Genomic DNA, 24,870 nt, shown 5'->3' with positions numbered 1-24,870 from the left:
GCCTGTTGCCAAGTGAACACCCTGTAGCCACTATAGGGTCAAGCCACCTGCTGGAGAATGTGCCATGAAGATCGGAGAGCTGGCCAAGGCCACCGACTGCGCCGTGGAGACCATCCGCTACTACGAGCGTGAGCAACTGTTGCCGGAGCCGGCACGTACCGACGGCAACTATCGGCTCTACACCCAGGCCCACGTCGAGCGGCTGACCTTCATTCGCAACTGCCGCACGCTGGACATGACCCTCGACGAAATCCGCAGCCTGTTACGCCTGCGCGACAGCCCTGAAGGGTCGTGCGGCAGCGTCAATGCGTTGATCGATGAGCATATCGAGCATGTACAGGCGCGGATCGATGGGCTGGTGGCGCTGCAGGCGCAGCTGGTGGAGCTGCGTCAGCGTTGCAATGCGCAAGGGGCGGAATGCGCGATCTTGCAGCAGCTTGAGGTGAACGGGGCGGTGTCGGTGCCCGATACCGAGCATTCGCATGTGGGGCGTAGTCACGGGCATTGAAATGCAGGGGCTGCTTTGCAGCCCTTTCGCGACGCAAGGCCGCCCTACAGGCATACGCGTGTTCCTGTAGGAGCGGCCTTGTGTCGCGAAAGGGGCGCAAAGCGCCCCCAGCAGTCAAACAGCCATCGGCGCCGTCATCGGCGCATGGTGCTCGTAACCTTCCAGGCTGAAATCGCTCGGCTCGATCTTCTCCAGCCACTCCGGCTCGTACTTGCCAGTCTTGGCGAAGTCCGGCACGCGGTCACTGATGACCAGCTTCGGCGCTTCCAGCGGCTCACGCTTGAGCTGCTCATTGAGCATGTCCAGGTGGTTTTCATACACATGGGCATCGCCGATGAAGTAGGTGAACCACCGCGGGGTGTAGCCGGTGAGGCGACCGAACAGCGACAGCAGCGCCGCGCCTTCGGTGAGGTTGAACGGCGTGCCCAGGCCCAGGTCGTTGGAGCGGATGTAGAGGGTCAGGGAAATTTCCTTGGTCTCGACATTCGGGTGGAACTGGTACAGCAGGTGGCACGGTGGCAGGGCCATTTCGTCCAGCTGGGCGCAGTTCCAGCCGTGGAACAGGATGCGCCGGCTGCCCGGGTCGTTGGCGATGGTGTCCAGGCACTGGCGCACCTGGTCGATGGCCTTGTACAGGATGACGAACGCCTGGCCGTCTTCTTCGTCCTGGGCAATCTTGCGAAAGCCTGCTTTCTCGGCCATCTCGATGGCCGCCGGGCTGCTCAGCGGGATGCGCTTGTAACCCGGCCACTGGCGCCACTGTACGCCGTAGATCTCGCCCAGGTCGTCATGGCCCTGGCGGAACGGGTTGGCCAGCCACTGGGCGTTCTCGTTGGCGTTCTGGTCCCACACCTTGCAGCCCAGCTCGCGGAATTCTCCGGCGTTCTTCACGCCACGCAGGAAGCCGACCATCTCGCCGATCGCCGACTTGAACGCCAGCTTGCGCGTGGTGATGGCCGGGAAGCCTTTTTGCAGGTCGAAGCGCAGCATGGCGCCTGGCAGGCTGATGGTGCGGATGCCGGTGCGATTGCCTTGCAGCGTGCCGTTTTCGATGACGTCGCGGACCAGATCTAGATACTGTTTCATGGCTTACCTGTAACAAGAACGGCAGGGGGATCGCCCCTGCCGTGAGAATCATACGGCGGGTTTTGCCGTGGGTTTACGGTTGTAGGCCAACCAGATCAGGAAGATGCCGCCGACGATCATCGGCACGCAGAGCAACTGACCCATGGTCAACCAGCCGAAGGCGATGTAGCCGAGTTGGGCATCGGGCACCCGCACGAACTCCACGATGAAGCGGAAAATACCGTAGAACAGCGCGAACATGCCGGAAACGGCCATGGTCGGGCGCGGTTTGCGCGAGTACAACCAAAGAATCACGAATAATGCCACACCTTCCAGGGCGAACTGGTACAGCTGCGACGGATGACGCGGCAGCTGGGCGGGGTCGCTGAACGGTGGGAAGACCATTGCCCAAGGCACATCGGTAGCCTTGCCCCACAGTTCGGCGTTGATGAAGTTGCCGATACGCCCGGCACCCAGGCCGATCGGCACCAGCGGCGCGACGAAGTCCATCAGCTCGAAGAACGACTTGTTGTTGCGCTTGCCGAACCACAAGGCCGCCAGCATCACGCCAATGAAGCCGCCATGGAACGACATGCCGCCTTTCCACACTTCGAAGATCAGCGTCGGGTTGGCCAGGTAGGCGTGCAGGTCGTAGAACAGCACGTAACCCAGGCGCCCACCGACGATCACCCCCATCGACAACCAGAACACCAGGTCGGAGAGTTTCTCGCGCGACCAGGTAGGGTCGAAACGGTTGAGCCGGCGCGAGGCGAGCAGCCAGGCGCCACCGATGCCGATCAGGTACATCAGGCCGTACCAGTGGATTTTCAGCGGCCCGATGGCCACGGCCACGGGATCTATCTGCGGGTAAGGCAGCATGGATATTCCTCTTGGTTCAAATCAGAAAGCTCAGCCCGACGCAGAACAGCAGCGCGGCGAACAGGCGCTTGAGCAGGCGCGGCGACAGTTTGTGTGCCAGGCGCGCGCCGAAGCGGGCGAAAAACATGCTGGTCACGGCGATGCCGACCAGCGCCGGCAGGTAGACATAACCCACGCTGTGGGCGGGCAGGTGCGTTTCGTCCCAGCCCAGCCACATGAAACTGAGGGCGCTCGCCACGGCGATCGGCAGCCCGCAGGCAGACGATGTCGCCACCGCCTGCTGCATGGGCAGGCTGCGCCAGGTCAGGAACGGCACGGTCAGCGATCCACCGCCGATACCGAAGATCGCCGAGGCCCAGCCGATCACGCCGCCCGCGCCGACCAGCAAGGGTTTGCCGGGAACGCCGTGGCTGGCCTTGGGCTTGAGATCCAGGGCCATCTGCGCGGCAACGATCAGGGCGAACACACCGATGATCTTTTGCAGCTGCGGCCCCTGGATCAGCGAGGCGGTCTTGGCGCCGATACCGGCGCCGAGCAGGATGCCGACGGTCATCCAGGCGAAGATCGGCCATTGCACCGCGCCCTTGCGGTGGTGCTCGAGCACGGCGTTGATCGAGGTGAAGACGATGGTCGCCAGCGAGGTACCCACTGCCAGGTGGGTCAGTACCGATGCGTCGAAGCCCTGCAAGGTGAAACTGAACACCAGCACCGGCACGATGATGATGCCGCCGCCCACGCCGAACAGCCCGGCCAGCACGCCCGCACAGGCGCCCAGCAGCAGATAGAGTGCGAACTCCATTCGTCGTCCCCGAGAAAAACAATCCGGCATGGTAACGGAAGCCGGCCTCGTGGCTCTAGTGAACTCTGCGTCAGGATGGAACGCCTGCGCCACAGTGGGTAGAGTGGCGAAAAACACAGAGGCTCAACCTATGTGCCTGATCGTATTCGCCTGGCGGCCGGGGCATGCCCTGCCGCTGATCGTCGCGGCCAACCGCGACGAGTTCTATGCCCGGCCGACGCAGGCCCTGGCAGCGTGGGAGGATGCGCCTGGCGTGCATGCCGGACGTGACCTGGAGGCAGGCGGTACCTGGCTGGGCGTGGGGCCGCAAGGGCGATTCGCGGCGTTGACCAACATCCGTGACCCTGGGCAGCCGCCTGGACCGCGCAGCCGCGGTGAGCTAGTGGCGGGGTTCCTGCAGGGGGAACTAGGGGTCGAGAGCTATCTCGACCACGTCGCTAGCCGCAGTGCGCTGTATTCGGGGTTCAACCTGCTGGTGGGGGATGGGCGTCAGCTGGGCTACCTGAATGGCCGTGAAGCGACACCGCGACTGCTCCAGGCTGGGGTGTACGGGCTTTCCAATGCTGGGCTGGATACGCCGTGGCCCAAGCTTGTGAAGGCGCGTGAAGGGCTGGAGGGCTTGCTGGCGACTGCGGATCCGCAGCGGTTGCTGGCTTTGCTGGCCGATGCTGAGCCGGCGGCGGATAGCGCGTTGCCGGAGACCGGTGTGGGATTGGCGACCGAGAAGCTGCTGTCGAGTGTGTTCATTGCCAGCCAGAACTATGGGACTCGGGCCAGTACGGTGCTGATTGTGGATGATCAGGGGAAAAGGCGGCTGATCGAGCGCAGTTTCGGGCCGTTTGGTGGTCACTTGGGAGAAGTTGAGATCATCGCCTGACAGTAGCGGCCCTATCGCCGGCAAGCCGGCTCCCACAGGGTTCGGTGCGATCCTTGTGGGAGCCGGCTTGCCGGCGATAGAGCCGGTGCAGACCTCAGAGCGTCTTGTTGGCCCCAGGCCCGATCATCCGCGCCAGGCCCAGGTTCTTCAGCGCCAGCTGCAACGAGCTGTGGATAACCTGCGGGTTGTCATGGCTCATGGCCTCGGCCAGCAGCTCCTTGGCCTTGCTCATGTTCATCTGGCGCAGCATCCACTTCACTTTCGGCAGGTTGGTGGCGTTCATCGACAGGCTGTCGAAGCCCATGGCCATCAACAGGATCGCCGCTGCCGGGTCACCGGCCATCTCGCCGCAGATGCTCACCGGCTTGCCTTCGCCATGGGCGTCGCGCACCACAGTATTCAAGGCCTGCAGCACTGCCGGGTGCAGGTAGTCGTACAAATCGGCGACCCGCGGGTTGTTGCGGTCGACCGCCAGCAGATACTGGGTCAGGTCGTTGGAGCCGACCGACAGGAAGTCCACTTGCCGCGCCAACTCCTTGGTCTGGTACACCGCCGCCGGAATTTCCACCATCACACCCACGGGCGGCATCGGCACATCGGTGCCCTCGTCGCGTACCTCGCCCCAGGCGCGGTGGATCAGGTGCAGAGCCTCTTCCAGCTCGTGGATGCCGGAGATCATCGGCAGCAGGATGCGCAGGTTGTTCAGGCCCTCGCTGGCCTTGAGCATGGCGCGGGTCTGGACCAGGAAGATTTCCGGGTGATCGAGGGTCACGCGAATGCCGCGCCAGCCCAGGAACGGGTTTTCTTCCTTGATCGGGAAGTACGACAGCGACTTGTCACCGCCGATGTCGAGGGTGCGCATGGTCACCGGCAGCGGATGGAATGACTGCAGTTGTTCGCGGTAGATCGCCAACTGCTCCTTCTCGCTGGGAAAGCGCTGCTGGATCATGAAGGGGACTTCGGTGCGATACAGGCCGACACCTTCGGCGCCACGCTGCTGGGCACGGGCCACGTCGGCGAGCAGCCCGGTGTTGACCCACAGCGGCATGCGATGGCCGTCCGGGGTGATGCACGGCAGTTCGCGCAGGGCGTCGAGGCCCTGGGCCAGCTGGCGTTCTTCTTCGACCACTTCGCTGTACTGCTTGCGCAGCACGTCGCTGGGGTTGGTGAACACCTCGCCCTTGTAGCCGTCGACAATCATCTCGATGCCGTCGACCTTGGAATACGGCAGGTCGACCAGACCCATCACCGTGGGAATACCCATGGCCCGGGCCAGGATGGCCACGTGCGAGTTACCCGAGCCCAGCACCGAAACCAGGCCGACCAGCTTGCCTTCCGGCACCTCGCCGAGCATCGCCGGGGTCAGCTCTTCGCTGACCAGGATGGTGTTGTCGGCATAGACCAGCGATTGCGAACGGGCTTCCTGCAGGTAGGCCAGCAGCCGCCGGCCAAGGTCCTTGACGTCCGAGGCGCGCTCGCGCAGGTAGTCGTCGTCCATCAGCTCGAAGCGATTGACGTGCTCGCCAACCACCTGACGCAGGGCGCCCTGCGCCCATTGCCCGGTCTTGATGACTTCCGCCACCTCGCCGCCGAGGGCGGCATCTTCGAGCATCATCAGGTACACATCGAACAGCGCGCGCTCTTCTGGGCGCAGCTGGGTGGCCAGCTTGGCCGACAGCTTGCGCATGTCTTCGCGCACCCCTTCGAGGGCGTTGTTGAACAGTTTGAGTTCGGCGTCGATGTCTTCGACGGTCTTGTCCGGCACCACTTCCAGGTCGGCCGGCGGCAGCATGACCACCGCCCGCCCAACGGCGGCGCCCGGCGAGCCAGGCACGCCAACGAAACGCGCTTCCTGGATGCCCTTGCCCTGGCGGCCCAGGCCACGGATGGAGCCGGTGGCCTCGGCATGGGCGATAACCCCGGCGAGCTGGGCGCTCATGGTGACCAGGAAGGCCTCTTCGCCCTCGTCGAACTGACGGCGTTCTTTTTGCTGAATGACCAGTACGCCAACCACCCGCCGGTGGTGAATGATCGGCGCGCCGAGGAACGAAGCGAATTTCTCTTCGCCGGTTTCGGCAAAGTAGCGGTAACGCGGGTGATCGGCGGCGTTTTCCAGGTTCAGTGGCTCTTCCCGGGTACCGACCAGGCCGACCAGGCCCTCGTTGGGGGCCATGCTGACCTTGCCGATCGAACGCTTGTTCAAGCCTTCGGTAGCCATCAGCACGAAGCGGTTGGTTTCCGGGTCAAGCAGGTAGACCGAGCAGACCTGGCTGCCCATGGCCTCCTTCACGCGCAAGACAATGATCCCCAACGCCGTCTTGAGATCTTTGGCGGAGTTCACTTCCTGGACGATCTTGCGCAGCGTATTGAGCATGGCTCGGGGTCGAACTCCGTCGTCAGTCGCGCGTCAGCAGACGCGGTGCTAGCTCTTTCAGGGCGCGGCGGTAAACCTCGCGCTTGAATGTCACCACCTGGCCCAGCGGATACCAATAGCTGACCCAGCGCCAGCCGTCGAATTCCGGTTTGCCGGTAAGGTCCATCCGCACCCGTTGCTCATTGCTCACCAGGCGCAGCAGGAACCACTTCTGCTTCTGGCCGATGCACAGCGGCTGGCTGTGGGTACGGACCAGTCGCTGGGGTAAACGATAACGCAACCAGCCGCGGGTGCAGGCAAGAATTTCCACATCGTCGCGTTCAAGGCCAACTTCTTCGTTCAGCTCGCGGTACAGGGCATCTTCCGGCGTCTCGTCAGGGTTGATACCACCCTGAGGGAATTGCCAGGCATCCTGGTTGATCCGCCGAGCCCATAGCACCTGCCCGGCATCATTCGTAAGAATGATCCCGACATTGGGGCGAAAACCATCCGGGTCGATCACGGCAGCAACCTCGCAAACGCATGTCACCGCATTGTTCCACAAAGCCTGCGAGCGCAGCAACGCGCCCGCCAAGCTTATGTGCAGCGAGGTGAAAACTCCGTATTCTGCGGGCCTACTCTGTAGCTGATGCGAGTGACCGCGATGCGCCTGGCTTTATTCGACCTGGACAATACCCTCCTCGGTGGCGACAGCGACCATGCTTGGGGTGACTACCTGTGCGAGCGGGGCATTCTCGACCCGGTCGCCTACAAGCAACGCAACGATGCCTTCTACCAGGATTACCTGAACGGCACCTTGGACCTGCAGGCCTACCTGGCCTTTTCCATGGAAATCCTCGCGGCCACCGAGCCTGCGCAACTCGACCAGTGGCACCGTGAATTCATGCGTGACTGCATCGAGCCGATTATCCTGCCCAAGGCCCTGGCCTTGCTGCAGCAGCACCGCGAGGCGGGTGACCAGCTGGTGATCATCACCGCCACCAATCGCTTCGTGACCGCACCGATTGCTCGCCGTCTGGGTGTGCGGGTGCTCCTGGCTACCGAGTGCGAGATGCGCGGTGGCCGCTACACCGGGCGTAGTACCGATATACCGTGCTTCCGTGAAGGCAAGGTGACGAGGCTTGAACGGTGGATGCTGGAGAACGGGTTCGATCTGGAGGACAGCTATTTCTATAGCGACTCGATGAATGACTTGCCGTTGCTGCAGCGGGTGACGCATGCGGTGGCGGTGGATCCGGATCCTAACTTGCAGGCGGAGGCTGAGCGGCGGGGGTGGCCGGTGATTTCGTTGAGGGATTGAGATTGCTGGGGCCGCTTTGCGGCCCTTTCGCGACACAAGGCCGCTCCTACAGGGGGCGCGTTTCTCTGTAGGAGCGGCCTTGTGTCGCGATGGAGGGCAAAGCCCTCCCATGCCTCAAATCGGCTTGGCGCCCATCAAACCGGCAATCGACAGGAAGCACACCCCGCTGAACACCGCCAAGGCCAGGGTAAACCGCAACCCCACCACCTCGGCCTTGCGCAGCCGGTTCAGGCGCACCAGCAACCACCACACGGCAAACGCGCCAAGCGTATAGATGACGCTAGAGGCCAGCACCCAGGTCTGCCCCAGCGGCCAGCCGACCAGATGCACCAGCCACCAGCCAGTGAACGGCATGCTCACCAGGCACACAGCCATCAGCAACCAGACGAACACCAGCGGCCGGCGCAGCAGCTTGCCATAAGCCTCGGCGTCCCCCTGACGACGGGCGCGCACCGTCCAGATCGCCAGGCCCAGCGCACCCAGCAGGAGCAATGCAGTAGCAATGACGTGCAGCGCCTTGAGGGTTGTCAGATGTTCCATGAGCTTCGCATCCTTGAGCAGTAAGCCAAGCTTAGCCGCTTAGCCCAGAAACAGCCGGTAAGCCGGGTTGTCGGTCTCGTCCCAGTACGGGTAACCGATCTTTGCCAGCGCCGCCGGCACCAGGTGGCGCTCGTCTTCCGGCACCTGCAGCCCTGCCACCACACGCCCGTCGGCTGCGCCGTGGTTGCGGTAGTGGAACATCGAGATGTTCCAGCGCCCGCCCAGCTTGGTGAGGAAGTTGAACAACGCCCCCGGCCGCTCGGGAAACTCGAAGCGCAGCACGATTTCGTCGCTGGCACCGGCCGAGTGGCCACCGACCATGTGGCGGATATGCAGCTTGGCCAACTCGTTGTCGGTCAGGTCGGTCACCGGGAAGCCCTGCTCGATCAGCTGCTGCACCAGTGCGGCCCGTGGGTCGTTCTCCGGGTGCGTCTGCACACCGACGAAGATGTGCGCCTCGTCGGAGGTGTGCTTGCGGTAGTTGAATTCGGTGATCTGGCGTTTGCCAATGGCTTCGCAGAAGGCTTTGAAGCTGCCCGGGCGCTCGGGAATGGTCACGGCGATGATCGCTTCGCGCTTTTCACCCAGCTCGGCACGCTCGGCGACATGGCGCAGGCGGTCGAAATTGACATTGGCGCCCGAGTCGATGGCCACCAGGGTCTGCCCGGTAACGCCCTTGAGCTCGACGTACTTCTTGATCCCGGCGACACCCAAGGCGCCAGCAGGTTCGGTGATCGAGCGGGTATCGTCGTAGATATCCTTGATTGCCGCACAGATCTCGTCGGTGCTCACCGTGACCACTTCATCCACATGCAAGCGGCAGATATCGAAGGTGTGCTGGCCGATCTGCGCCACCGCCACGCCATCGGCAAACAGCCCGACCTGTGGCAGCACCACGCGCTCGCCCGCAGCCATCGCCGCCTGCAGGCAATTGGAGTCGTCCGGCTCGACGCCGATCACCTTGATTTCCGGGCGCAGGTACTTCACGTAGGCGGCAATACCGGCGATCAGGCCACCGCCGCCAACCGGCACGAAGATCGCGTCCAGCTGACCGGGGTGTTGACGCAGGATTTCCATGGCCACGGTGCCCTGGCCGGCAATGGTGTGCGGGTCGTCATAGGGGTGGATGTAGACGAAGCCCTTCTCGTCCACCAGTTTCAGCGAATAGGCCAGCGCTTCAGGGAACGAGTCGCCATGCAGCACCACCTTGCCGCCCCGCGAACGCACGCCCTCGACCTTGATCTCCGGGGTGGTCTTGGGCATCACGATGGTGGCCTTGATACCCAGCTCCCGGGCCGCCAGGGCTACGCCCTGGGCATGGTTGCCCGCCGAGGCAGTGACCACGCCACGGGCCAGCTCCTCAGGGCTCAGTTGCGCCAGCTTGTTGTACGCCCCACGGATCTTGAAGGAGAACACCGGCTGCAGGTCTTCGCGTTTGAGCAGAATCTGGTTGCCCAGGCGCTTGCTCAGCTGTGGAGCGCTCTGCAACGGGGTTTCGACGGCGACGTCGTAGACGCGCGAGGTGAGGATCTTCTTGACGTACTGTTCGAGCATCGGGAAAGCATCACTGGCCGCGGGACAAGGGCTGCGAGTCTACCCCAGCGCTACGTCGGGCGACCACAGCAAAGCCGCCCAAGCCGTTATACTAGGCAACTTTGAAACCGCCCTGCCCCTTTCGGAGCCCGCATGACCCAGGACCAACTCAAACAGGCCGTCGCCCAGGCCGCTGTCGACTTCATTCTGCCGAAGCTGGATGAAAAGAGCGTCGTCGGCGTCGGTACGGGTTCGACTGCCAACTTCTTCATTGACGCCCTGGCCCAGCACAAGACAGCCTTCGACGGCGCGGTCGCCAGCTCCGAAGCCACTGCCCAGCGCCTGAAGGGCCATGGCATTCCGGTCTACGAGCTGAACAGTGTCAGCGAGCTGGAGTTCTACGTCGACGGCGCCGACGAAAGCGACGCGCACCTGAACCTGATCAAAGGCGGTGGCGCGGCACTGACCCGCGAGAAAATCGTCGCGGCCGTGGCCAAGACCTTTATCTGCATCGCCGATGCCAGCAAGCTGGTACCGGTGCTGGGCGCCTTCCCGCTGCCGGTCGAAGTCATCCCGATGGCCCGTAGCCATGTGGCCCGCCAGCTGGTCAAGCTGGGCGGCGACCCGGTGTACCGTGAAGGCGTGGTGACCGACAACGGCAACGTGATCCTCGACGTCTACAACCTGCAAATCACCAACCCGGTGGAGCTGGAAGCGCAGATCAATGCCATCGTCGGCGTGGTGACCAACGGCCTGTTCGCGGCGCGGCCGGCGGACCTGCTGCTGCTGGGCACTTCGGAAGGTGTGAAGAGCCTCAAGGCCGAGTGATGCCACCACCGGCAAGCCGGCTCCCACAGGGTGTTCTCCACCGCCCTTGTGGGAGCCGGCTTGCCGGCAATGAGGCCCAAAAGAACACTCAATCAGCCGGCTGCTTGAACACATAGAACAGGTTCGGCTCACTGACCAGATAGATGGTCCCCGCCTCATCCATCGCAATCCCCTCCGCCTGCGGCACTGTCTGCTTGAGCCCCTGAAACCCCTTGCGCAATGACAAGGTGCTCAGCGGCCTGCCCTCGACATCCAGCTCCAGCACCAGCCGCGACTCATCCGACAACGCCAGCAAATGCCCACTGCGCTCATCGAACTGCAGGCTGGAGAGATCGCGCACGAACAAACCCGAATCGCGCTTGCGATCCTGCAGCACATGCACCGCATAGGGCTGATCGGGGTTTTCGTGGGGGAAGCCATGCACCTCGTAGATCAGCATCGGGTCGCGCTCCTTGGCCACGAACAGACGCTTGCCCGCAGAGTCGTAGGCCAGCCCTTCGAAACCCTTGTTGCCGTTCAGGCCGATGCCCAGGGACAGTTGCTCGGCGTCCCCGGCATCGAGAAACAACGTGTCGTCGTCGACACGCACGCGGATCAGCCGCTGCTGACGCTCATCGGTAATCACATAGCTGTTGGGGCCGACATATTCGACGGCTTCCGGGTCGCCGAAGCCGGTCAGCGGGAGGCGGCGCAGAATACGACCGTCGAGTGACAGCTCGATCAACTCCGAACGGGCGTTGGTGACGGTGAACAGGGTCTTGCGGTCGGGATCGTAGGTCAGCGCTGACAGGTCGTCATCCAGCCCGTCCACCGGCTGAGCCTCGATAACCACCTGATAGCGCTCAAGGCCCATGCTCTGCTCGGCCGGTTGCCACCAAGCCTTGACGTTGAACCAGGCCCGCTCGTACAGGCGAAATTCCTGACCGGCCAGGCCCAGTACCAGCAGCCCGGCAAGCACGAACAGCAAAGGCAAACGAAGAAAACGACGCATAACGGCAGACTCGACTCAGGGGGTGGCGAATCTAACCATGGGTTACTGAAGTAAAGCTTAATCTCGGCGTCAGAATGATCCGAAAATGCTATCAGTTTTTCTTGAAGCGATAAAAGAGCGCAGGCTCGCTGACCATGTACAGGTTGCCCTGGTCATCCATGGCCACGCCTTCGGCACGCGGAATGGTGTGCTCAAGGCCGTTGAAGCCGCCCAACAGGGTCATGAAGCTGACTTGCTGACCCTGTTCATCGAGCTCCAGCAGCATGTTGGAGTCGGCCGACAAGACCAGCAGGTGACCGGTACGCGGGTCGACGCTTAGGGCCGAGAGGTTGCGCACGTCGAGCTCGTCACTGGCCAGCAGCTGCTTGTCACCCTGGAGCGGGTTGCGACCGTCGGTGGCCCAGGTGTACAGCTTCGGTGGCCGCTCTTCGCCAATCACCAGGCGCTGGCGCATCGGGTCCCAGGCCACGGCCTCGAAGCCCTTGTTGCTCTTGACCGACTTGCCCAGGTCGTAGCTGTGGAAGTCCGCATGGTTCAGCGTGCGAGTCTGCGCGTCCACCTTGACCACCGTCAGGTCGTGCAGGCGCTCATCGGTGATGGCCAGCTGACCATCTTCGAGCACGGTGAGGCCTTCCGGGTTGCTCCAGCCCACCAGAGGGATTTGCCGCAGTACATCGCCTTCGAGGCTGAGCTCGACCAGGAACGGGTTCTTGCCCATCACCACGAACAGGGTGCGGGTCTGCGGGTTGAACGCCACGTCCGAGGCTTCGTCATCATCCATGCCGGGCAGAGGCTTGGCATCGATATCGACCTGGTAGTCCGGCAGCCAGACGCTTTCGCTGCGCTCGGCGCTACTCTCGAAGCCTTCCTTGACCCACAGCAGACCACGATCATCCCAGTGCATGGCTATCGCCAGCCCGTAGCCAATCACCGTGGCAACAGCCAGGCCAAAGGGCCAGCGCAGGTAGAAGCGGCGCTTGGGCCTGGAGGAAGCAGGGGCGCTGGAAGGAGATGCCATGCGGAGTGGTCCTGGGAAAAAGGGGTTGGCGCATTATCCGGATGGATTGTGAAAAAAACGGTAAATCGCGCCGCCCTCTTCGCGGGGCAAGCCCGCTCCCACAGGTACTGCACTGAGCACAGGACAGCAGAATACTTGTGGGAGCGGGCTTGCCCCGCGAAGGGCTCGCCTCGGTATCAGATCAGAGCACGCGGCTTTCGAAGCGGCTCGCGCCCGGCAGTTCCAGCACCAGCTCATCGCCCACATTGAACGGACCCACGCCAGCCGGCGTACCGGTCAGAATCACATCACCCGCCTGCAGCGAGAAATGCCGCGCCATGTACTGAATGACCGGCACGATCGGGTTGAGCATCATCGCGCTGTTGCCATCCTGGCGCACTTCGCCGTTGACGGTCAGGCGTACCGGGATATCGGTGACATCGTCAAAGGCGGCGGCCGAGACGAAGGGCGGCAGCACGCACGCCCCGTCGAAGCTCTTGGCCAGCTCCCACGGCAGGCCCTTCTCCTTGAGCTTGGCCTGCACGTCGCGCAGGGTCAGATCGAGCGCCGGCGCATAGCCGGAAATGGCGTCGAGCACTTCTTCCTCGGACGCATGGCTGGACAGCGACTTGCCAAGCAATACCGCAATCTCGGCCTCGTAATGCACCGAGCCACGGTCGGTCGGAATCTTGAAACCACCTTCCAGCGGCACCACGCAGCTACCCGGCTTGATGAACAGCAGCGGTTCGCTGGGGATGGGGTTGTCCAGTTCCTTGGCATGCTCGGCATAGTTGCGGCCGATGCACACCACCTTGCCCAGCGGGAAGTGGATACGCGTGCCGTCTACGTACTGGTGCTGGTAACTCATGGCCGACTCCTAGGCTTGCTGCTTTTTATTCAGGAGCGAAGATCTTACCCGGATTCATGATGCCGTTAGGGTCGAAGACGGCCTTAATCGCCTTCATGCAGGCAATTTCTTCAGGTGAGCGGCTGTAACCCAGGTAGTCGCGCTTGGTCATGCCCACGCCGTGCTCGGCGGAGATCGAGCCGTTGTAGCGCTGGACGATCTCGAACACCCACTTGTTGACCTTGGCGCATGAGGCGAAGAAGTCGTCCTTGCTCATGTGGTCGGGTTTGAGAATGTTCAGGTGCAGGTTGCCGTCGCCGATATGGCCGTACCAGACCACCTCGTAATCCGGATAGTGCTCGCTGACGATGGCATCGATGTCGCGCAGAAAGGCCGGCACCTTGGAAACGGTCACGGAAATATCGTTCTTGTACGGCGTCCAGTGGGAGATGGTTTCCGACAGGTACTCGCGCAGCTTCCACAGGTTCTTCAGCTGGGTTTCACTCTGGCTCATCACCCCGTCCAGCACCCAGCCCTGTTCGACGCAGTGTTCGAACGTGGCCAGCGCCTCGTTGGCCACCGCCTCGGTGCTGGCCTCGAACTCCAGCAAGGCATAGAACGGGCAGTCGGTGGCGAACGGCGCCGGCACATCGCCCCGGGCCATGATCTTGGCCAGGCCTTTATCGGAGAAGAACTCGAACGCGGTCAGGTCGAGCTTGCCCTGGAAGGCATGCAGCACTGGCATGATCGAGTCGAAGTCCGGCGTGCCCAGCACCATGGCGGTGAGGTTGCGCGGGGCACGGTCCAGGCGCATGGTCGCCTCGACCACGAAGCCCAGCGTACCTTCGGCGCCGATGAACAGCTGGCGCAGGTCGTAGCCCGTGGCGTTCTTGATCAGGTCTTTGTTGAGCTCCAGCAGCTCGCCCTTGCCAGTGACCACCTTCAGGCCGGCCACCCAGTTGCGGGTCATGCCGTAGCGAATCACCTTGATGCCGCCGGCATTGGTGCCGATATTGCCGCCAATCTGGCTGGAACCGCTGGAGGCGAAGTCCACCGGGTAATAAAGGCCATGCTCTTCGGCAAAGGTCTGCAACTGCCGGGTGATGACTCCTGGCTGGCAGACCACGGTGCGGTCGAAGGCATTGAAGTCGAGAATCTGGTTCATGTAGTCGAAGGCGACCACCACCTCGCCATTGGCCGCCACGGCCCCGGCCGACAACCCGGTACGCCCGCCAGAAGGCACCAGCGCGACCTGATGGCGATTGGCCCAGCCGACGATGGCCTGCACCTGCTCTACAGTCTTGGGGAACACGATGGCCGTGGGCGCCGGGGGGTAATGCTTGGTCCAGTCCTTGCCAAAGGCCTCCAGGGAAGCCGGGTCGGTCAGAACCTTGCCCGGGTCGACAAGGGTCATCAGTTCATCAATTACCGCAGGCTGGGTCATCGCTGGAACTCTCGACTTATTCATAGTCACCCTGAGTACTCTTCACCTGTCGGGATAAGCTCAGATTGTGTCGCGTATGCTAGCATAGCCCTCCCGCTGTTCATGCTAAGGCCGATGCCGCGCCTAGCATCACCCCTCGCCATTTTTTCTCCGGGATACAGGTTTACGCAGATGAGCAAGACTTCTCTCGACAAGAGCAAGATCAGGTTCCTTCTTCTTGAAGGTGTGCACCAGAACGCGGTCGATACCCTCAAGGCTGCCGGCTACACCAACATCGAATACCTCACTGGTTCGTTGCCGGAAGCCGAGCTGAAGGAAAAGATCGCCGATGCCCACTTCATCGGCATCCGCTCGCGCACCCAACTGACTGAAGAGATCTTCGACTGCGCCAAGAAGCTGGTCGCCGTCGGCTGCTTCTGCATCGGCACCAACCAGGTAGACCTGGCCGCTGCCCGCGAGCGCGGTATCGCCGTATTCAACGCGCCGTACTCCAACACCCGTTCGGTCGCCGAGCTGGTGCTGGCCGAAGCCATCCTGCTGCTGCGCGGCATCCCCGAGAAAAACGCTTCCTGCCACCGTGGTGGCTGGATCAAGAGCGCTGCCAACTCCTTCGAGATCCGCGGCAAGAAGCTGGGCATCGTCGGCTACGGCTCGATCGGCACCCAACTGTCGGTACTGGCCGAGAGCCTGGGCATGCAGGTCTACTTCTTCGACCCGCTGACCAAGCTGCCACTGGGCAACGCCGTTCAGGTCACCAGCCTGCACGAACTGCTGGGTCTGGCCGATATCGTCTCGCTGCACGTGCCTGAGCTGCCGTCCACCCAGTGGATGATCGGCGAGAAGGAAATCCGCGCGATGAAGAAGGGCTCGATCCTGATCAACGCCGCCCGTGGCACCGTGGTCGAACTGGACCACCTGGCCGCCGCGATCAAGGACAAGCACCTGATCGGCGCCGCCATCGACGTGTTCCCGGTCGAGCCGCGCTCCAACGACGAAGAATTCGAAAGCCCGCTGCGCGGCCTGGACAACGTGATCCTGACCCCGCACATCGGTGGTTCGACCGCCGAAGCCCAGGCCAACATCGGTCTGGAAGTGGCTGAGAAACTGGTCAAGTACAGCGACAACGGTACTTCGGTATCCTCGGTCAACTTCCCGGAAGTGGCCCTGCCGGCGCACCCGGGCAAGCACCGCCTGCTGCACATCCACGAAAACATCCCAGGCGTGCTCAGCGAGATCAACAAGGTCTTCGCCGAGAACGGCATCAACATCTCCGGTCAGTTCCTGCAGACCAACGAGAAAGTGGGCTACGTGGTAATCGACGTGGACGCCGAGTACTCGGACCTTGCGCAAGAAAAGTTGCAACAGGTCAAGGGCACCATCCGCTCGCGCGTACTGTTCTGAGTGTGATCGCTGCATGAAAAAGGGAGGCCCTGGTGGCCTCCCTTTTTTGTTGTGCTTACTTCACCTCGACGGTGATCTTCTTCGACTCGACGCTCGGCTTGAACGGTACGTGGTACTTGTCACCCAACACCAGTTGCAAGGTGTGCTTGCCCGGGGTCAGGGTAATGGTGGCCTCGGTCTGTGCCTTGCCGAAGTGCAGTACTTGCGGGCCGGCCGGCAGCGCTACACCGCTCTCAGGCATCAGGCTGGTCGGCAGCGGTTGGTCGGCGACAGGCTCCTTGTCCACATCCACCAGCAGGTGATGATGGCCCGAGTGCTCCGTCTGGTCACCCGCCGGCTTGAGCGCGATGCCCTCGATGCCGAACTTGACGGTGAAGGTCTTGTCGACCGTGGCGCCATCGGCGGGGGAAACGATGAAGACCTTGGCATCCTTGGGTGGCTCTTGGCTCTTCAGCACGGTATCGGCGGCGCTGGCCACGACTGCGGCTCCCATTAGCAATCCGGCGACGGCAGCACGCGAAAATAGGCTGTTCATTCACTTCTCCTGTGATTCACTTAAAGACCGCAGCCTGAAAAAAACAACGGCGGCGGTGTTTCACCATAGCCCACAAAGAGAAATATTTCAGTTAGGGTTAAACCTCGCCAAGGCTTCAAGGTCATAGGCTGCGCTCGACCGCGACGAAGGAACAAAGTTGCGGCGATAGTTATTCAACTGCCGAAAAAGGGGCATTACATGCGTTCGACCATGGGCGTACTGCTAGCAGTACTGATCACGCCATTGGCTCAAGCCGAGCTGATAGACGAAATAGCCGACCGGGGCGAACTGCGTATTGCCGTGCAGGCCGACAGTCCACCTTACGCATTCAAGGAAAATGACCACCTGACCGGTTTCGAGATCGAGTTCGGCCAGGAATTGGCCAAGGAGCTGGACCTGCGCGCCGAATTCATCGAGGCGCCGGCGGCAGAGGTGCTGCCGGGTGTCGAAAGCGGCAAGTACGATGTTGCCTTGACCCCTGCGGGCAACACACCCGAGGCGAAAGGCCCATTCGATGTCAGTCAGCCGTTCGGTGAGAAGAAGTTCGTGATTCCGTTCCAGAAGGACAACCCGGCCTTCGAAAGCGCCCTGAACAATGCCCTGCAGCGGCTCAAGGACCGTGGGCGCACGTCGGAACTTGAGCAGAAGTGGTTCAAGGGTGAGCAGGAGACTGCGGCGGGGCAGTGAGTGCTTTTTAGACTGTACCGGCCCTTTCGCGGGGCAAGCCCGCTCCCACAGGTATTGCACACAAATCTAAAGCTGTGGAGTTCCTGTGGGAGCGGGCTTGTCCCGCGAAGAGGCAGGCGCAGAACTACGCTGAAAGCGCGGCCAACGCCCGCTGTACCTCTTCCAGCTCCAGCTCGCTGAACACCTGCACCCCCTCGCGCCGCAGCAACGCCGTGGTCACCCCCTCCCCCGGCACCTTCACCCCAGTGAATGTGCCATCGTAGGTCAGCCGGTTACCACACGAAGGGCTGCCGGCCTTGAGCACCGCGACCCGGATGCCATGCCGGCGTACCAGTGCCAGGGCTTGCTGCGCACCGGCAAGAAAAGCCGCACTGACATCCTCGCCCGCCACCGTCAGCACCTGCGCGCCGCCATCGAGCACGTCGCCACCCTGGCCACCTGGAATCTCCGCCGGCGGCCGTGGCGTCGGCAACCCGCCGGCCACTTCCGGGCACAACGGCACCACGCGGCCCTCGGCCTGCCAACGCTGCAAAAGATCAGGATGCCCACTGGCCCGCCCGTCATAACGCACCAGCTGCCCCAGCAGACAGGCGCTGACCAGCACCTTGGGCAGCTCAGAACAGGTCGTTGCCACGGCGCCGAAACCAACCGGTCAATGACAACCGCTCACGCGTGGCGGGCAGCACTTCATGGGGCACCTCGCCCGACAGGAACACCACCAGGTTCCCGGCCAGCGGCTGCACATCGTGCTCCACACCATCCGCCAGAAACATGCGCAGCTGGCCGCCATCCTGTGGCTGCCAGTCTTCATTGAGGTAGAGCACCGCCGAAACCATGCGCCGGTCATCGTCGCGAAAGCGGTCCAGATGCCGGCGGTAGAACGCCCCTGGCGGATACAGGGCGAAGTGGCATTCGAAGTCTTCAAGGCCCAGGAACAGGCCCTGGTTGATGGCCAGGCGCAGGTGGTCCATGGCGTCCAGGTATTGATCACAGGCTTCGGCCTGGCCTGGGTCGATCCACTGGATCTGATCACCGCGAATGGTCTCGCGCACCTCCTGGGAAACCCCGCGCCCAACCCCGGCAGGATTGAGTTCGCCTTCGGCATCGCGGCGCCGACACTCAGCCGCCAGCGCGCGAACCAGGTCGGCAGGCAGAAACAGCGCTTGCTGGGACCAGCCATGGGTGGCCAGATCGTCGACGACGGCCGCAAGCATCGGGTGTTCAGGGGAAATGTGCATGGCGCGCATCATATCCATAAGCCCTGCACTCGCACAGCGCCACTTGGCCGAGAAACTCCCTCCTGTCTCGACAAACCGGCGTTCGGCCAAGGACAATAGCCACCTGCCGACAGGAGTCCTGAATGCGCCGTCTGTTTTCTCTGTTTTTTCTGATGATCTGCACCATGCCTGTCTGGGCAGACAGCCTCGATCAACTGTACAAGGCCGCCGGCTGGCCCGACCAGCGCGCCCACTTCAACGATGCCGTGAGCGCTGCCCAGCTGCGCTACCGCAACAGCCTGCCGCCTGCGGTTTACCAGGCGCTGGTCAACAACAGCAACCAGCGCTTCCAGGCCCAGGCCATGGACCGGCGGGCCCAGGCACAACTGCGCGTCGCCCTGCCTGACCCGGCGCCGGCGCTGGCCTTTTTCCAGTCCCCGCTGGGGCGCAAGATTGTCGCCGCCGAACTGCTGGCCACGCGCAAGGACCAACTGGCCAAGAACGCCAAGGGCCTGCCGAAGATCCAGGCCAGCGACAACCGTATCCTGATCATCGGCCACCTGGCCCAGGCCCTGCCCGCTCGTGAGGCCGGTGCCGAAGTCAGCCTGGCGATTGCCGGGGTGGCCGCCGACAGCTTGAGTTCGATGATCCCCGGCCTGTTCGGCGGTGGCCAGGCCCAGGGCCTGCTCGATGGCCAACGTCAACGGCTCATGAACCAGATTGGCGAAGACCTCAACAATACCTTGCTGTACGTCTACCGTGACCTGTCCGACGCCGAACTCGAACAGTTCGCCACCTTCGCCGAGTCGCCGGAAGGCAAGGCTTACTACCAAGCCGCCGTGGCCGCGGTGCGTGCGGGCCTGGCGGTCGGCCAGAACGGCGCGGACCTGAAGTGATCAGCCCAGGCGCTGGTCGATGAAGTCGAAGTAGCGCTGGCGAATGCCCGGCAGTTCGTTGGCCAAATGGTGGCGAGCCTCGGGCAGCATCAGAATCTGCGGTTCGGCGAACTTGGCCTTGAGCACTTCGAGGTTATACGGCCAATCCACCGTGCCATCGGCCTCCCCCTGTACGATCAATGGCTGGCGCGTGCTGCGTGGCGCAGCCTCGATACGCTTGACCCACGCCATCAGCGCACCGACCCAGGCCGTCGGCAGACGCCGGGGTTGCAGCGGGTCGGCTTCGAGGAACGGGAGGAAGGTCGGGTCGTTGGTGTTCTCGCTGAAGCGCCGCTCGATGCCGTTGACGAAGTGACGCAGCACCCGGTAGCTGAACTTCGACCACCGCCAGGCCCGGGGCCGTACCAGCGGCGCCAGGAGAATCACCTGGCCATCGATGGGGCTCTGTGCGCCCTTGTGCAACACGTGGTCGACGGCGATGGCGCCGCCCGTGCTCTGCCCGCAGAGGTGCCAGGGGCGCGGCAAGGCAAGCTGTTGCGCCTGCTCGAACAGCGCATCCAGCACCTGCTGGTACAACGCGAAATCGCTGATGCTGGCACGCTCGCCACTGGACAGGCCGTGGCCCGGCAAGTCGCAGCTGATGACCGTATAGCCAAGCTTCAACGCCCATTCGATCACATGCCGATAGAGGCCCATGTGGTCGTAGTAGCCGTGCAGCAGAAACAGGGTCGCCACAGGCTGCTGCGGCGCCCACACCTGCCCGACCAGATCGAAACCCGCCGCCTGGAAACCACCCAACCAGCTCTGCGCCGGCAGGTTAAGGCCGTAAAAGCGCTGGTACGCCTGCGCCTGCGCAGACAAGGGCTGGCGTGCGCCAAGGGGCGCGAGGCTGGCGCGCAGGCGGTCGGGGTCAAAGGCAGCAGGCATTGGGTACATCCACAGCGAAGCGAGTATTGATCTGGGATATTCAGCTCTGAGCTTCGCCGTGGCAAGCTTGGGACATGTGTCACCTGCACCGGCCCTATCGCCGGCAAGCCGGCTTCCACAGGACGATCACCCCTTTCAGACCTGGTGCTATCCCTGTGGGAGCCGGCTTGCCGGCGATAGGGCCGGTGAATCCACCACAAGGCCCACGCGCACGCTCATGCAGACCCGCCTCCTCAAACCCATCCTGACTACGCTCGCACTGCTGCTCGGCGCCGCCGTCCTCTGGCAGGCGTACTCCAGCTTCCAATCCCGCTACCTTCGCCCCTTCGACAACCAGACCACCTTCTTCGACGGCAGCCAACTGCGCCTGCCCGCCGAGCTCGCCGGGCCCGGCCCCATCCGCGTGGTGCACTTCTGGGACCCGGCCTGCCCGTGCAACGTCGGCAACCAGCAACACCTGGGCGATCTGGTCGATCAGTTCGCCGGCCAGGGCGTCACCTTCCACGTCGTGCAAAAACCGGGCAGCCACGGCCAGTTGCCCGCCAACCTCGGCAGCCTGCAGCCCATCGCCCAACTGCCCGGCAGCGAGCACCTGCCCGCGTCTCCCGCCGTGGCGATCTGGGATCAGCAGGGCCACCTCGCCTATTTCGGACCCTACAGCGAAGGCGCGGTGTGCAATGCCAGCAACAGCTTCATCGAGCCGATCCTCAAGGCATTGCTCGACGGCCGCCAGGTCACCGCGTCCAACACCCTGGCGGTGGGCTGCTACTGCCCCTGGGCCGGCTGACCCCACCACGGCGTAGAAATACCTGTCGGGGGCTATGCTCTGTTCGCGAGTGGTTCACACGAATGCACAAGGAGTCTCGATGAAACGCAGCCTCACCCTGTTGGCCGTGGTGGTGGCCGTGGCCGCCGGTGCCGGCTTTTGGTACGTGCAGGGCAAGCTGCCGCAGCGCCAGGGCGAGGCCACCCTCGCCGGGCTGCAGGCGCCCGTCAGCGTGCGCTACGACGCCCGCGGCGTCCCGCACCTGCAGGCCGAGAACGAAGCAGACCTGTACCGTGCCCTCGGCTACGTGCACGCCCAGGACCGATTGTTCCAGATGGAAATCATGCGCCGCCTGTCCCGTGGCGAGCTGGCCGAAGTGCTGGGCGACAAGCTGCTGCCCACCGACACGCTGTTCCGCAGCCTGCGCATCCGCGAGCAGGCCGCGCTCATGGTGCAGCGCCTGGACCACCAGTCGCCCGCCTGGAAAGCCCTGCAAGCCTACCTCGACGGTATAAACGACTGGCAGGACAGCCACCCCAAGCCCATGGAGTTCGACCTGCTCGGCATCACGCCCAGACCGTTCACCGCTGAAGACACCCTGAGCATCGCCGGCTACCTAGCCTACAGCTTCGCCGCCGCATTTCGCACCGAGCCCGCCCTCACCTACATTCGCGACCAGTTCGGTCCGCAGTACCTGGAGATTTTCGACCTCGGCTGGCAGCCCGAAGGCGCACTGGCCACCCCGCTGGCGACGGTCGACTGGCAGAGCCTGGAAGCACTGGCCCGCCTCAGCCACGATGCATTGAGCGAAGCTGGCCTCCCGCAGTTCGAGGGCAGCAATGCCTGGGCCATCTCCGGCAGCCGCACCCGCAGCGGCAAGCCATTGCTGGCTGGCGACCCGCACATCAGCTTCGCGGTGCCGGCCGTGTGGTACGAAGCCGAGCTGTCGGCACCGGGCTTTAACCTGTACGGCTATTTCCAGGCCCTCAACCCATTCGCGCTGCTTGGGCACAACCGCGACTTCGGCTGGAGCCTGACCATGTTCCAGAACGACGACGTCGACTTGATCGCGGAAAAGACCAACCCTGCGAACAACGACCAGGTCATGGTCGATGGCCAGTGGCGAACGCTGGAAAAGACCGAACAGCAGATCGCGGTCAAGGGTGAGCAGCCTGTGACCATCAGCCTGCGCCGCTCACCCCACGGGCCGATCGTTAATGAGGTGCTCGGCGCCACCGCCGGTACCACGCCGATCGCCATGTGGTGGGCGTTCCTGGAAACCGAAAACCCTATCCTCGAGGGTTTCTACCAGCTCAACCGCGCCGATACCCTGGCCAAGATGCGCGAGGCCACGGCCAAGGTGCAGGCACCGGGGCTCAACTTCGTCTGGGCCAATGCCAGTGGCGACATCGGCTGGTGGGCTGCCGCGCAATTGCCGATCCGTCCGGACGGGGTGAACCCGGCGTTCATCCTCGATGGGGCGAGTGCCCAGGCGGACAAGCTGGGTTTCTACCCGTTCAGCGCCAACCCGCAACAGGAGAACCCGGCCAGTGGCTACATCGTCTCAGCCAACGTCCAGCCGCCTGCCGCGATGGCGATTTCCGGTTACTACAACCTGCCCGACCGCGGTCGCCAGCTCGACCGCCACCTGGCCAACCCTGAGGTGAAATGGGACACCCAGAACAGCCAGGCCCTGCAGCTGGATACAGCCAGCGACTATGGTCCGCGAACCCTGGCGCCGCTGCTGGCGACCCTGCGCCATGTTGCCCAGGGCGACGAAGAAAAGGAGCTGGTCGAGCAACTGGCGGCCTGGACCGGCGATTATCCGCTGGGATCCACCAGCGCCACGCTGTTCAACCAGTTCCTCTACGAATTGGCCTATGCCGCGCTGCACGACGAATTGGGCGACACCTGGTTCCCGGTGCTGATCGGCACCCGCGCCATCGATGCCGCACTGCCGCGCCTGGCGGCCGACGCCGATTCGCCCTGGTGGAATACCCGTGGCGCCAACCAGCGCACTGATCGCACCAGCGTCGTGCGCATCGCCTGGCAGCAGAGCCTCAAGCACCTGCGCGACACCTTCGGCAACGAGCCGGCCAGCTGGCAGTGGGGCAAGGCGCATACCCTCACGCACAACCATCCGCTGGGGGTGAAGAAGCCGCTGAACCTGCTGTTCAACGTCGGCCCGTTCGCGGCGCCCGGCACCCACGAGGTGCCGAACAACCTCTCGGCGAAGATCGGGCCGGCACCGTGGCCGGTGACTTACGGGCCTTCGACACGGCGGCTGATCGACTTTGCCGATGCCGGGCAGGCGTTGACAAGCAACCCCGTCGGGCAAAGTGGCGTGCCGTTCGATGCGCACTATTCGGACCAGGCAGAGGGGTATATCGAAGGGCGGTATCAGCGAACGCAGATGGGGGCAATTCCAACGCAAAGCTCACTCAAGCTGGTTCCGGCGGAGTGAAGGGGGCTGCTCTGCAGCCCTTTCGCGGGACAAGCCCGCTCCCACAGAGATTTGTGGTGAAACTGTGGGAGCGGGCTTGTCCCGCGAAAGGGCCGGCAAAGCCTGCTCAGCATTTGCGCCAGCCACAAACGAAAACGCCGACGCAAATGCGTCGGCGTTTTCCATGCGAGGGCCTGGCAGGCGAATCAGAACGCCGGCAGCACCGCGCCGCTGTACTTCTTGGCGATGAAGGCCTTCACTTCAGGGCTGGTCAGGGCCTTGGCCAGCTTCTGGATCGCATCGCTGTCCTTGTTATCCGGGCGTGCCACCAGGAAGTTCACGTAAGGCGAGTCGCTGCCTTCGATCACCAGCGCATCCTTGGCCGGGTTCAGGCCCGCTTCCAGCGCGTAGTTGGTGTTGATCATGTCCAGGTCGACCTGATCCAGCACACGCGGCAGCATGGCCGATTCCAGCTCGCGGAATTTCAGCTTCTTCGGGTTCTCGGCGATGTCTTTCGGCGTGGCCAGAGCGTTCTTCGGGTCTTTCAGGGTGATCAGGCCAGCCTTCTGCAGCAGCAGCAGGGCGCGGCCGCTGTTGCTGCCCTCGTTAGGGATGGCAACGGTGGCACCGTCTTTCAGCTCGCTAAGGCTCTTGACCTTCTTCGAGTAGCCACCGAAGGGCTCGACGTGCACGCCGACCACGGTTTCCAGGTGAGTGCCCTTGCCTTCGTTGAAGTTCTGCAGGTACGGCAGGGTCTGGAAGTAGTTGGCGTCCAGACGCTTCTGGTCGACCTGAACGTTAGGTTGCACGTAGTCGGTGAAGACCTTGATCTGCAGGTCCACGCCTTCCTTGGCCAGGGTTGGCTTGATCAGTTCGAGGATCTCGGCGTGAGGAACCGGAGTGGCGGCAACCACCAGTTTCTCGGCAGCGGCGGCCAGGCCGGAGAACGACAGGGCGGCGGCCAGGGCCGTGGTCAGCAGGGTCTTCTTCATGGTGGTCCTTGTTCTGATTCTGGG

General features: G+C 63.2%; 25 protein-coding genes. 9 read left to right on the top strand and 16 right to left on the bottom strand.

Going from position 1 to position 24,870, the window contains the following annotated elements; all coding sequences use genetic code 11:
• Positions 1-64: 64 nt before the first annotated feature.
• Entirely contained in the window at positions 65-508 is a 444-nt protein-coding gene (gene cadR, locus ACIPZG_RS18210; RefSeq protein WP_008093256.1) for a cadmium resistance transcriptional regulator CadR, read from the top strand.
• Positions 509-622: 114 nt separating this feature from the next.
• Here cadR and ACIPZG_RS18205 read toward each other — a convergent pair whose 3' ends face one another.
• From ACIPZG_RS18205 to ACIPZG_RS18195, 3 genes are read right to left on the bottom strand one after another with little or no spacing between them, the layout of a single operon-like run.
• Positions 623-1,594: a thymidylate synthase gene (locus ACIPZG_RS18205; RefSeq protein WP_400715882.1), complete on the bottom strand. Its 972-nt coding sequence runs from the start codon at positions 1,592-1,594 to the stop codon at positions 623-625.
• 48 nt (positions 1,595-1,642) lie between these two features.
• Complete coding sequence (lgt, locus tag ACIPZG_RS18200) at positions 1,643-2,452, bottom strand: prolipoprotein diacylglyceryl transferase (protein ID WP_400640166.1); 810 nt, start codon at positions 2,450-2,452, stop codon at positions 1,643-1,645.
• 16 nt (positions 2,453-2,468) lie between these two features.
• Positions 2,469-3,251: a sulfite exporter TauE/SafE family protein gene (locus ACIPZG_RS18195; RefSeq protein ID WP_400715880.1), complete on the bottom strand. Its 783-nt coding sequence runs from the start codon at positions 3,249-3,251 to the stop codon at positions 2,469-2,471.
• 130 nt (positions 3,252-3,381) lie between these two features.
• On the opposite strand from ACIPZG_RS18195, the gene ACIPZG_RS18190 reads away from it, so the two are divergent.
• A complete protein-coding gene (locus ACIPZG_RS18190; protein WP_400715878.1) occupies positions 3,382-4,128 on the top strand; it encodes an NRDE family protein in 747 nt (248 codons plus the stop codon).
• 94 nt (positions 4,129-4,222) lie between these two features.
• Here the strand turns inward: ACIPZG_RS18190 and ptsP are convergent, their stop codons facing one another.
• Together ptsP and ACIPZG_RS18180 are read right to left on the bottom strand one after the other, a co-directional pair.
• A complete protein-coding gene (ptsP, locus tag ACIPZG_RS18185) occupies positions 4,223-6,502 on the bottom strand; it encodes a phosphoenolpyruvate--protein phosphotransferase (RefSeq protein WP_400715876.1) in 2,280 nt (759 codons plus the stop codon).
• Between the two features lie 22 nt (positions 6,503-6,524).
• Positions 6,525-7,004 (bottom strand): RNA pyrophosphohydrolase, encoded by a 480-nt coding sequence (locus ACIPZG_RS18180; RefSeq protein ID WP_003249017.1) that lies wholly within the window; start codon positions 7,002-7,004, stop codon positions 6,525-6,527.
• Positions 7,005-7,145: 141 nt separating this feature from the next.
• On the opposite strand from ACIPZG_RS18180, the gene ACIPZG_RS18175 reads away from it, so the two are divergent.
• Positions 7,146-7,802, top strand: coding sequence for an HAD family hydrolase (locus tag ACIPZG_RS18175; protein WP_400715874.1), 657 nt, complete (start codon positions 7,146-7,148; stop codon positions 7,800-7,802).
• Between the two features lie 114 nt (positions 7,803-7,916).
• Here ACIPZG_RS18175 and ACIPZG_RS18170 read toward each other — a convergent pair whose 3' ends face one another.
• Together ACIPZG_RS18170 and ilvA are read right to left on the bottom strand one after the other, a co-directional pair.
• Positions 7,917-8,342 carry a DUF2269 domain-containing protein gene (locus ACIPZG_RS18170; RefSeq protein WP_400715872.1) on the bottom strand — a complete coding sequence of 142 codons (426 nt, stop codon included), beginning with the start codon at positions 8,340-8,342 and terminating at the stop codon, positions 7,917-7,919.
• A 39-nt stretch (positions 8,343-8,381) separates the two neighbouring features.
• Positions 8,382-9,896: a threonine ammonia-lyase, biosynthetic gene (gene ilvA, locus ACIPZG_RS18165; RefSeq protein ID WP_008093230.1), complete on the bottom strand. Its 1,515-nt coding sequence runs from the start codon at positions 9,894-9,896 to the stop codon at positions 8,382-8,384.
• A gap of 132 nt (positions 9,897-10,028) precedes the next feature.
• Between ilvA and rpiA the strand changes: the two genes are divergently transcribed.
• Positions 10,029-10,703: a ribose-5-phosphate isomerase RpiA gene (rpiA, locus tag ACIPZG_RS18160; RefSeq protein WP_008093229.1), complete on the top strand. Its 675-nt coding sequence runs from the start codon at positions 10,029-10,031 to the stop codon at positions 10,701-10,703.
• 88 nt (positions 10,704-10,791) lie between these two features.
• Here the strand turns inward: rpiA and ACIPZG_RS18155 are convergent, their stop codons facing one another.
• From ACIPZG_RS18155 to ACIPZG_RS18140, 4 genes are all read right to left on the bottom strand, one after another.
• Positions 10,792-11,694 carry an SdiA-regulated domain-containing protein gene (locus tag ACIPZG_RS18155; protein ID WP_400715870.1) on the bottom strand — a complete coding sequence of 301 codons (903 nt, stop codon included), beginning with the start codon at positions 11,692-11,694 and terminating at the stop codon, positions 10,792-10,794.
• Between the two features lie 91 nt (positions 11,695-11,785).
• Complete coding sequence (locus tag ACIPZG_RS18150) at positions 11,786-12,712, bottom strand: SdiA-regulated domain-containing protein (RefSeq protein ID WP_400715868.1); 927 nt, start codon at positions 12,710-12,712, stop codon at positions 11,786-11,788.
• A 181-nt stretch (positions 12,713-12,893) separates the two neighbouring features.
• The gene (locus tag ACIPZG_RS18145) at positions 12,894-13,559 is read right to left on the bottom strand and encodes a fumarylacetoacetate hydrolase family protein (RefSeq protein ID WP_008093224.1); all 666 of its coding nucleotides are present in this window, start codon (positions 13,557-13,559) and stop codon (positions 12,894-12,896) included.
• A gap of 25 nt (positions 13,560-13,584) precedes the next feature.
• Positions 13,585-14,982, bottom strand: coding sequence for an FAD-binding oxidoreductase (locus tag ACIPZG_RS18140; RefSeq protein ID WP_400715866.1), 1,398 nt, complete (start codon positions 14,980-14,982; stop codon positions 13,585-13,587).
• 171 nt (positions 14,983-15,153) lie between these two features.
• Here ACIPZG_RS18140 and serA point away from each other — a divergent pair, with 171 nt between their 5' ends.
• Entirely contained in the window at positions 15,154-16,383 is a 1,230-nt protein-coding gene (gene serA, locus ACIPZG_RS18135) for a phosphoglycerate dehydrogenase (protein ID WP_008093221.1), read from the top strand.
• A 55-nt stretch (positions 16,384-16,438) separates the two neighbouring features.
• Here the strand turns inward: serA and ACIPZG_RS18130 are convergent, their stop codons facing one another.
• Positions 16,439-16,918 carry a DUF4399 domain-containing protein gene (locus ACIPZG_RS18130; protein ID WP_400715864.1) on the bottom strand — a complete coding sequence of 160 codons (480 nt, stop codon included), beginning with the start codon at positions 16,916-16,918 and terminating at the stop codon, positions 16,439-16,441.
• Positions 16,919-17,116: 198 nt separating this feature from the next.
• Here ACIPZG_RS18130 and ACIPZG_RS18125 point away from each other — a divergent pair, with 198 nt between their 5' ends.
• Positions 17,117-17,605: a transporter substrate-binding domain-containing protein gene (locus ACIPZG_RS18125; RefSeq protein WP_008093218.1), complete on the top strand. Its 489-nt coding sequence runs from the start codon at positions 17,117-17,119 to the stop codon at positions 17,603-17,605.
• A 124-nt stretch (positions 17,606-17,729) separates the two neighbouring features.
• Here ACIPZG_RS18125 and ACIPZG_RS18120 read toward each other — a convergent pair whose 3' ends face one another.
• Positions 17,730-18,239, bottom strand: coding sequence for a DUF523 domain-containing protein (locus tag ACIPZG_RS18120; protein ID WP_400715862.1), 510 nt, complete (start codon positions 18,237-18,239; stop codon positions 17,730-17,732).
• Complete coding sequence (locus ACIPZG_RS18115) at positions 18,220-18,852, bottom strand: 2OG-Fe(II) oxygenase (RefSeq protein WP_400716121.1); 633 nt, start codon at positions 18,850-18,852, stop codon at positions 18,220-18,222. The genes ACIPZG_RS18120 and ACIPZG_RS18115 overlap by 20 nt, the downstream gene beginning before the upstream one ends.
• 113 nt (positions 18,853-18,965) lie before the next feature.
• Here ACIPZG_RS18115 and ACIPZG_RS18110 point away from each other — a divergent pair, with 113 nt between their 5' ends.
• Positions 18,966-19,718, top strand: a complete 753-nt coding sequence (locus tag ACIPZG_RS18110) for a DUF2059 domain-containing protein (protein WP_400715860.1) — start codon at positions 18,966-18,968, stop codon at positions 19,716-19,718.
• On the opposite strand, the gene ACIPZG_RS18105 is transcribed toward ACIPZG_RS18110, so the two are convergent.
• Positions 19,719-20,645: an alpha/beta hydrolase gene (locus tag ACIPZG_RS18105; RefSeq protein WP_400715858.1), complete on the bottom strand. Its 927-nt coding sequence runs from the start codon at positions 20,643-20,645 to the stop codon at positions 19,719-19,721.
• A gap of 217 nt (positions 20,646-20,862) precedes the next feature.
• Here ACIPZG_RS18105 and ACIPZG_RS18100 point away from each other — a divergent pair, with 217 nt between their 5' ends.
• On the top strand, positions 20,863-21,432 hold the full coding sequence (locus ACIPZG_RS18100) for a DUF6436 domain-containing protein (RefSeq protein WP_400715856.1): 570 nt from the start codon (positions 20,863-20,865) through the stop codon (positions 21,430-21,432).
• Positions 21,433-21,511: 79 nt separating this feature from the next.
• Positions 21,512-23,875, top strand: coding sequence for a penicillin acylase family protein (locus ACIPZG_RS18095; RefSeq protein ID WP_400715854.1), 2,364 nt, complete (start codon positions 21,512-21,514; stop codon positions 23,873-23,875).
• 185 nt (positions 23,876-24,060) lie between these two features.
• Here ACIPZG_RS18095 and ACIPZG_RS18090 read toward each other — a convergent pair whose 3' ends face one another.
• On the bottom strand, positions 24,061-24,846 hold the full coding sequence (locus tag ACIPZG_RS18090; RefSeq protein ID WP_008093207.1) for a MetQ/NlpA family ABC transporter substrate-binding protein: 786 nt from the start codon (positions 24,844-24,846) through the stop codon (positions 24,061-24,063).
• Between the last annotated feature and the right edge of the window lie 24 nt (positions 24,847-24,870).

The sequence above is a fragment of the Pseudomonas sp. NPDC089395 genome, from assembly GCF_044749525.1.
Lineage (GTDB): Bacteria > Pseudomonadota > Gammaproteobacteria > Pseudomonadales > Pseudomonadaceae > Aquipseudomonas.
Note: the sequence above shows the minus strand (reverse complement) of the source record. Positions and strands in the feature narration are given on the sequence as shown.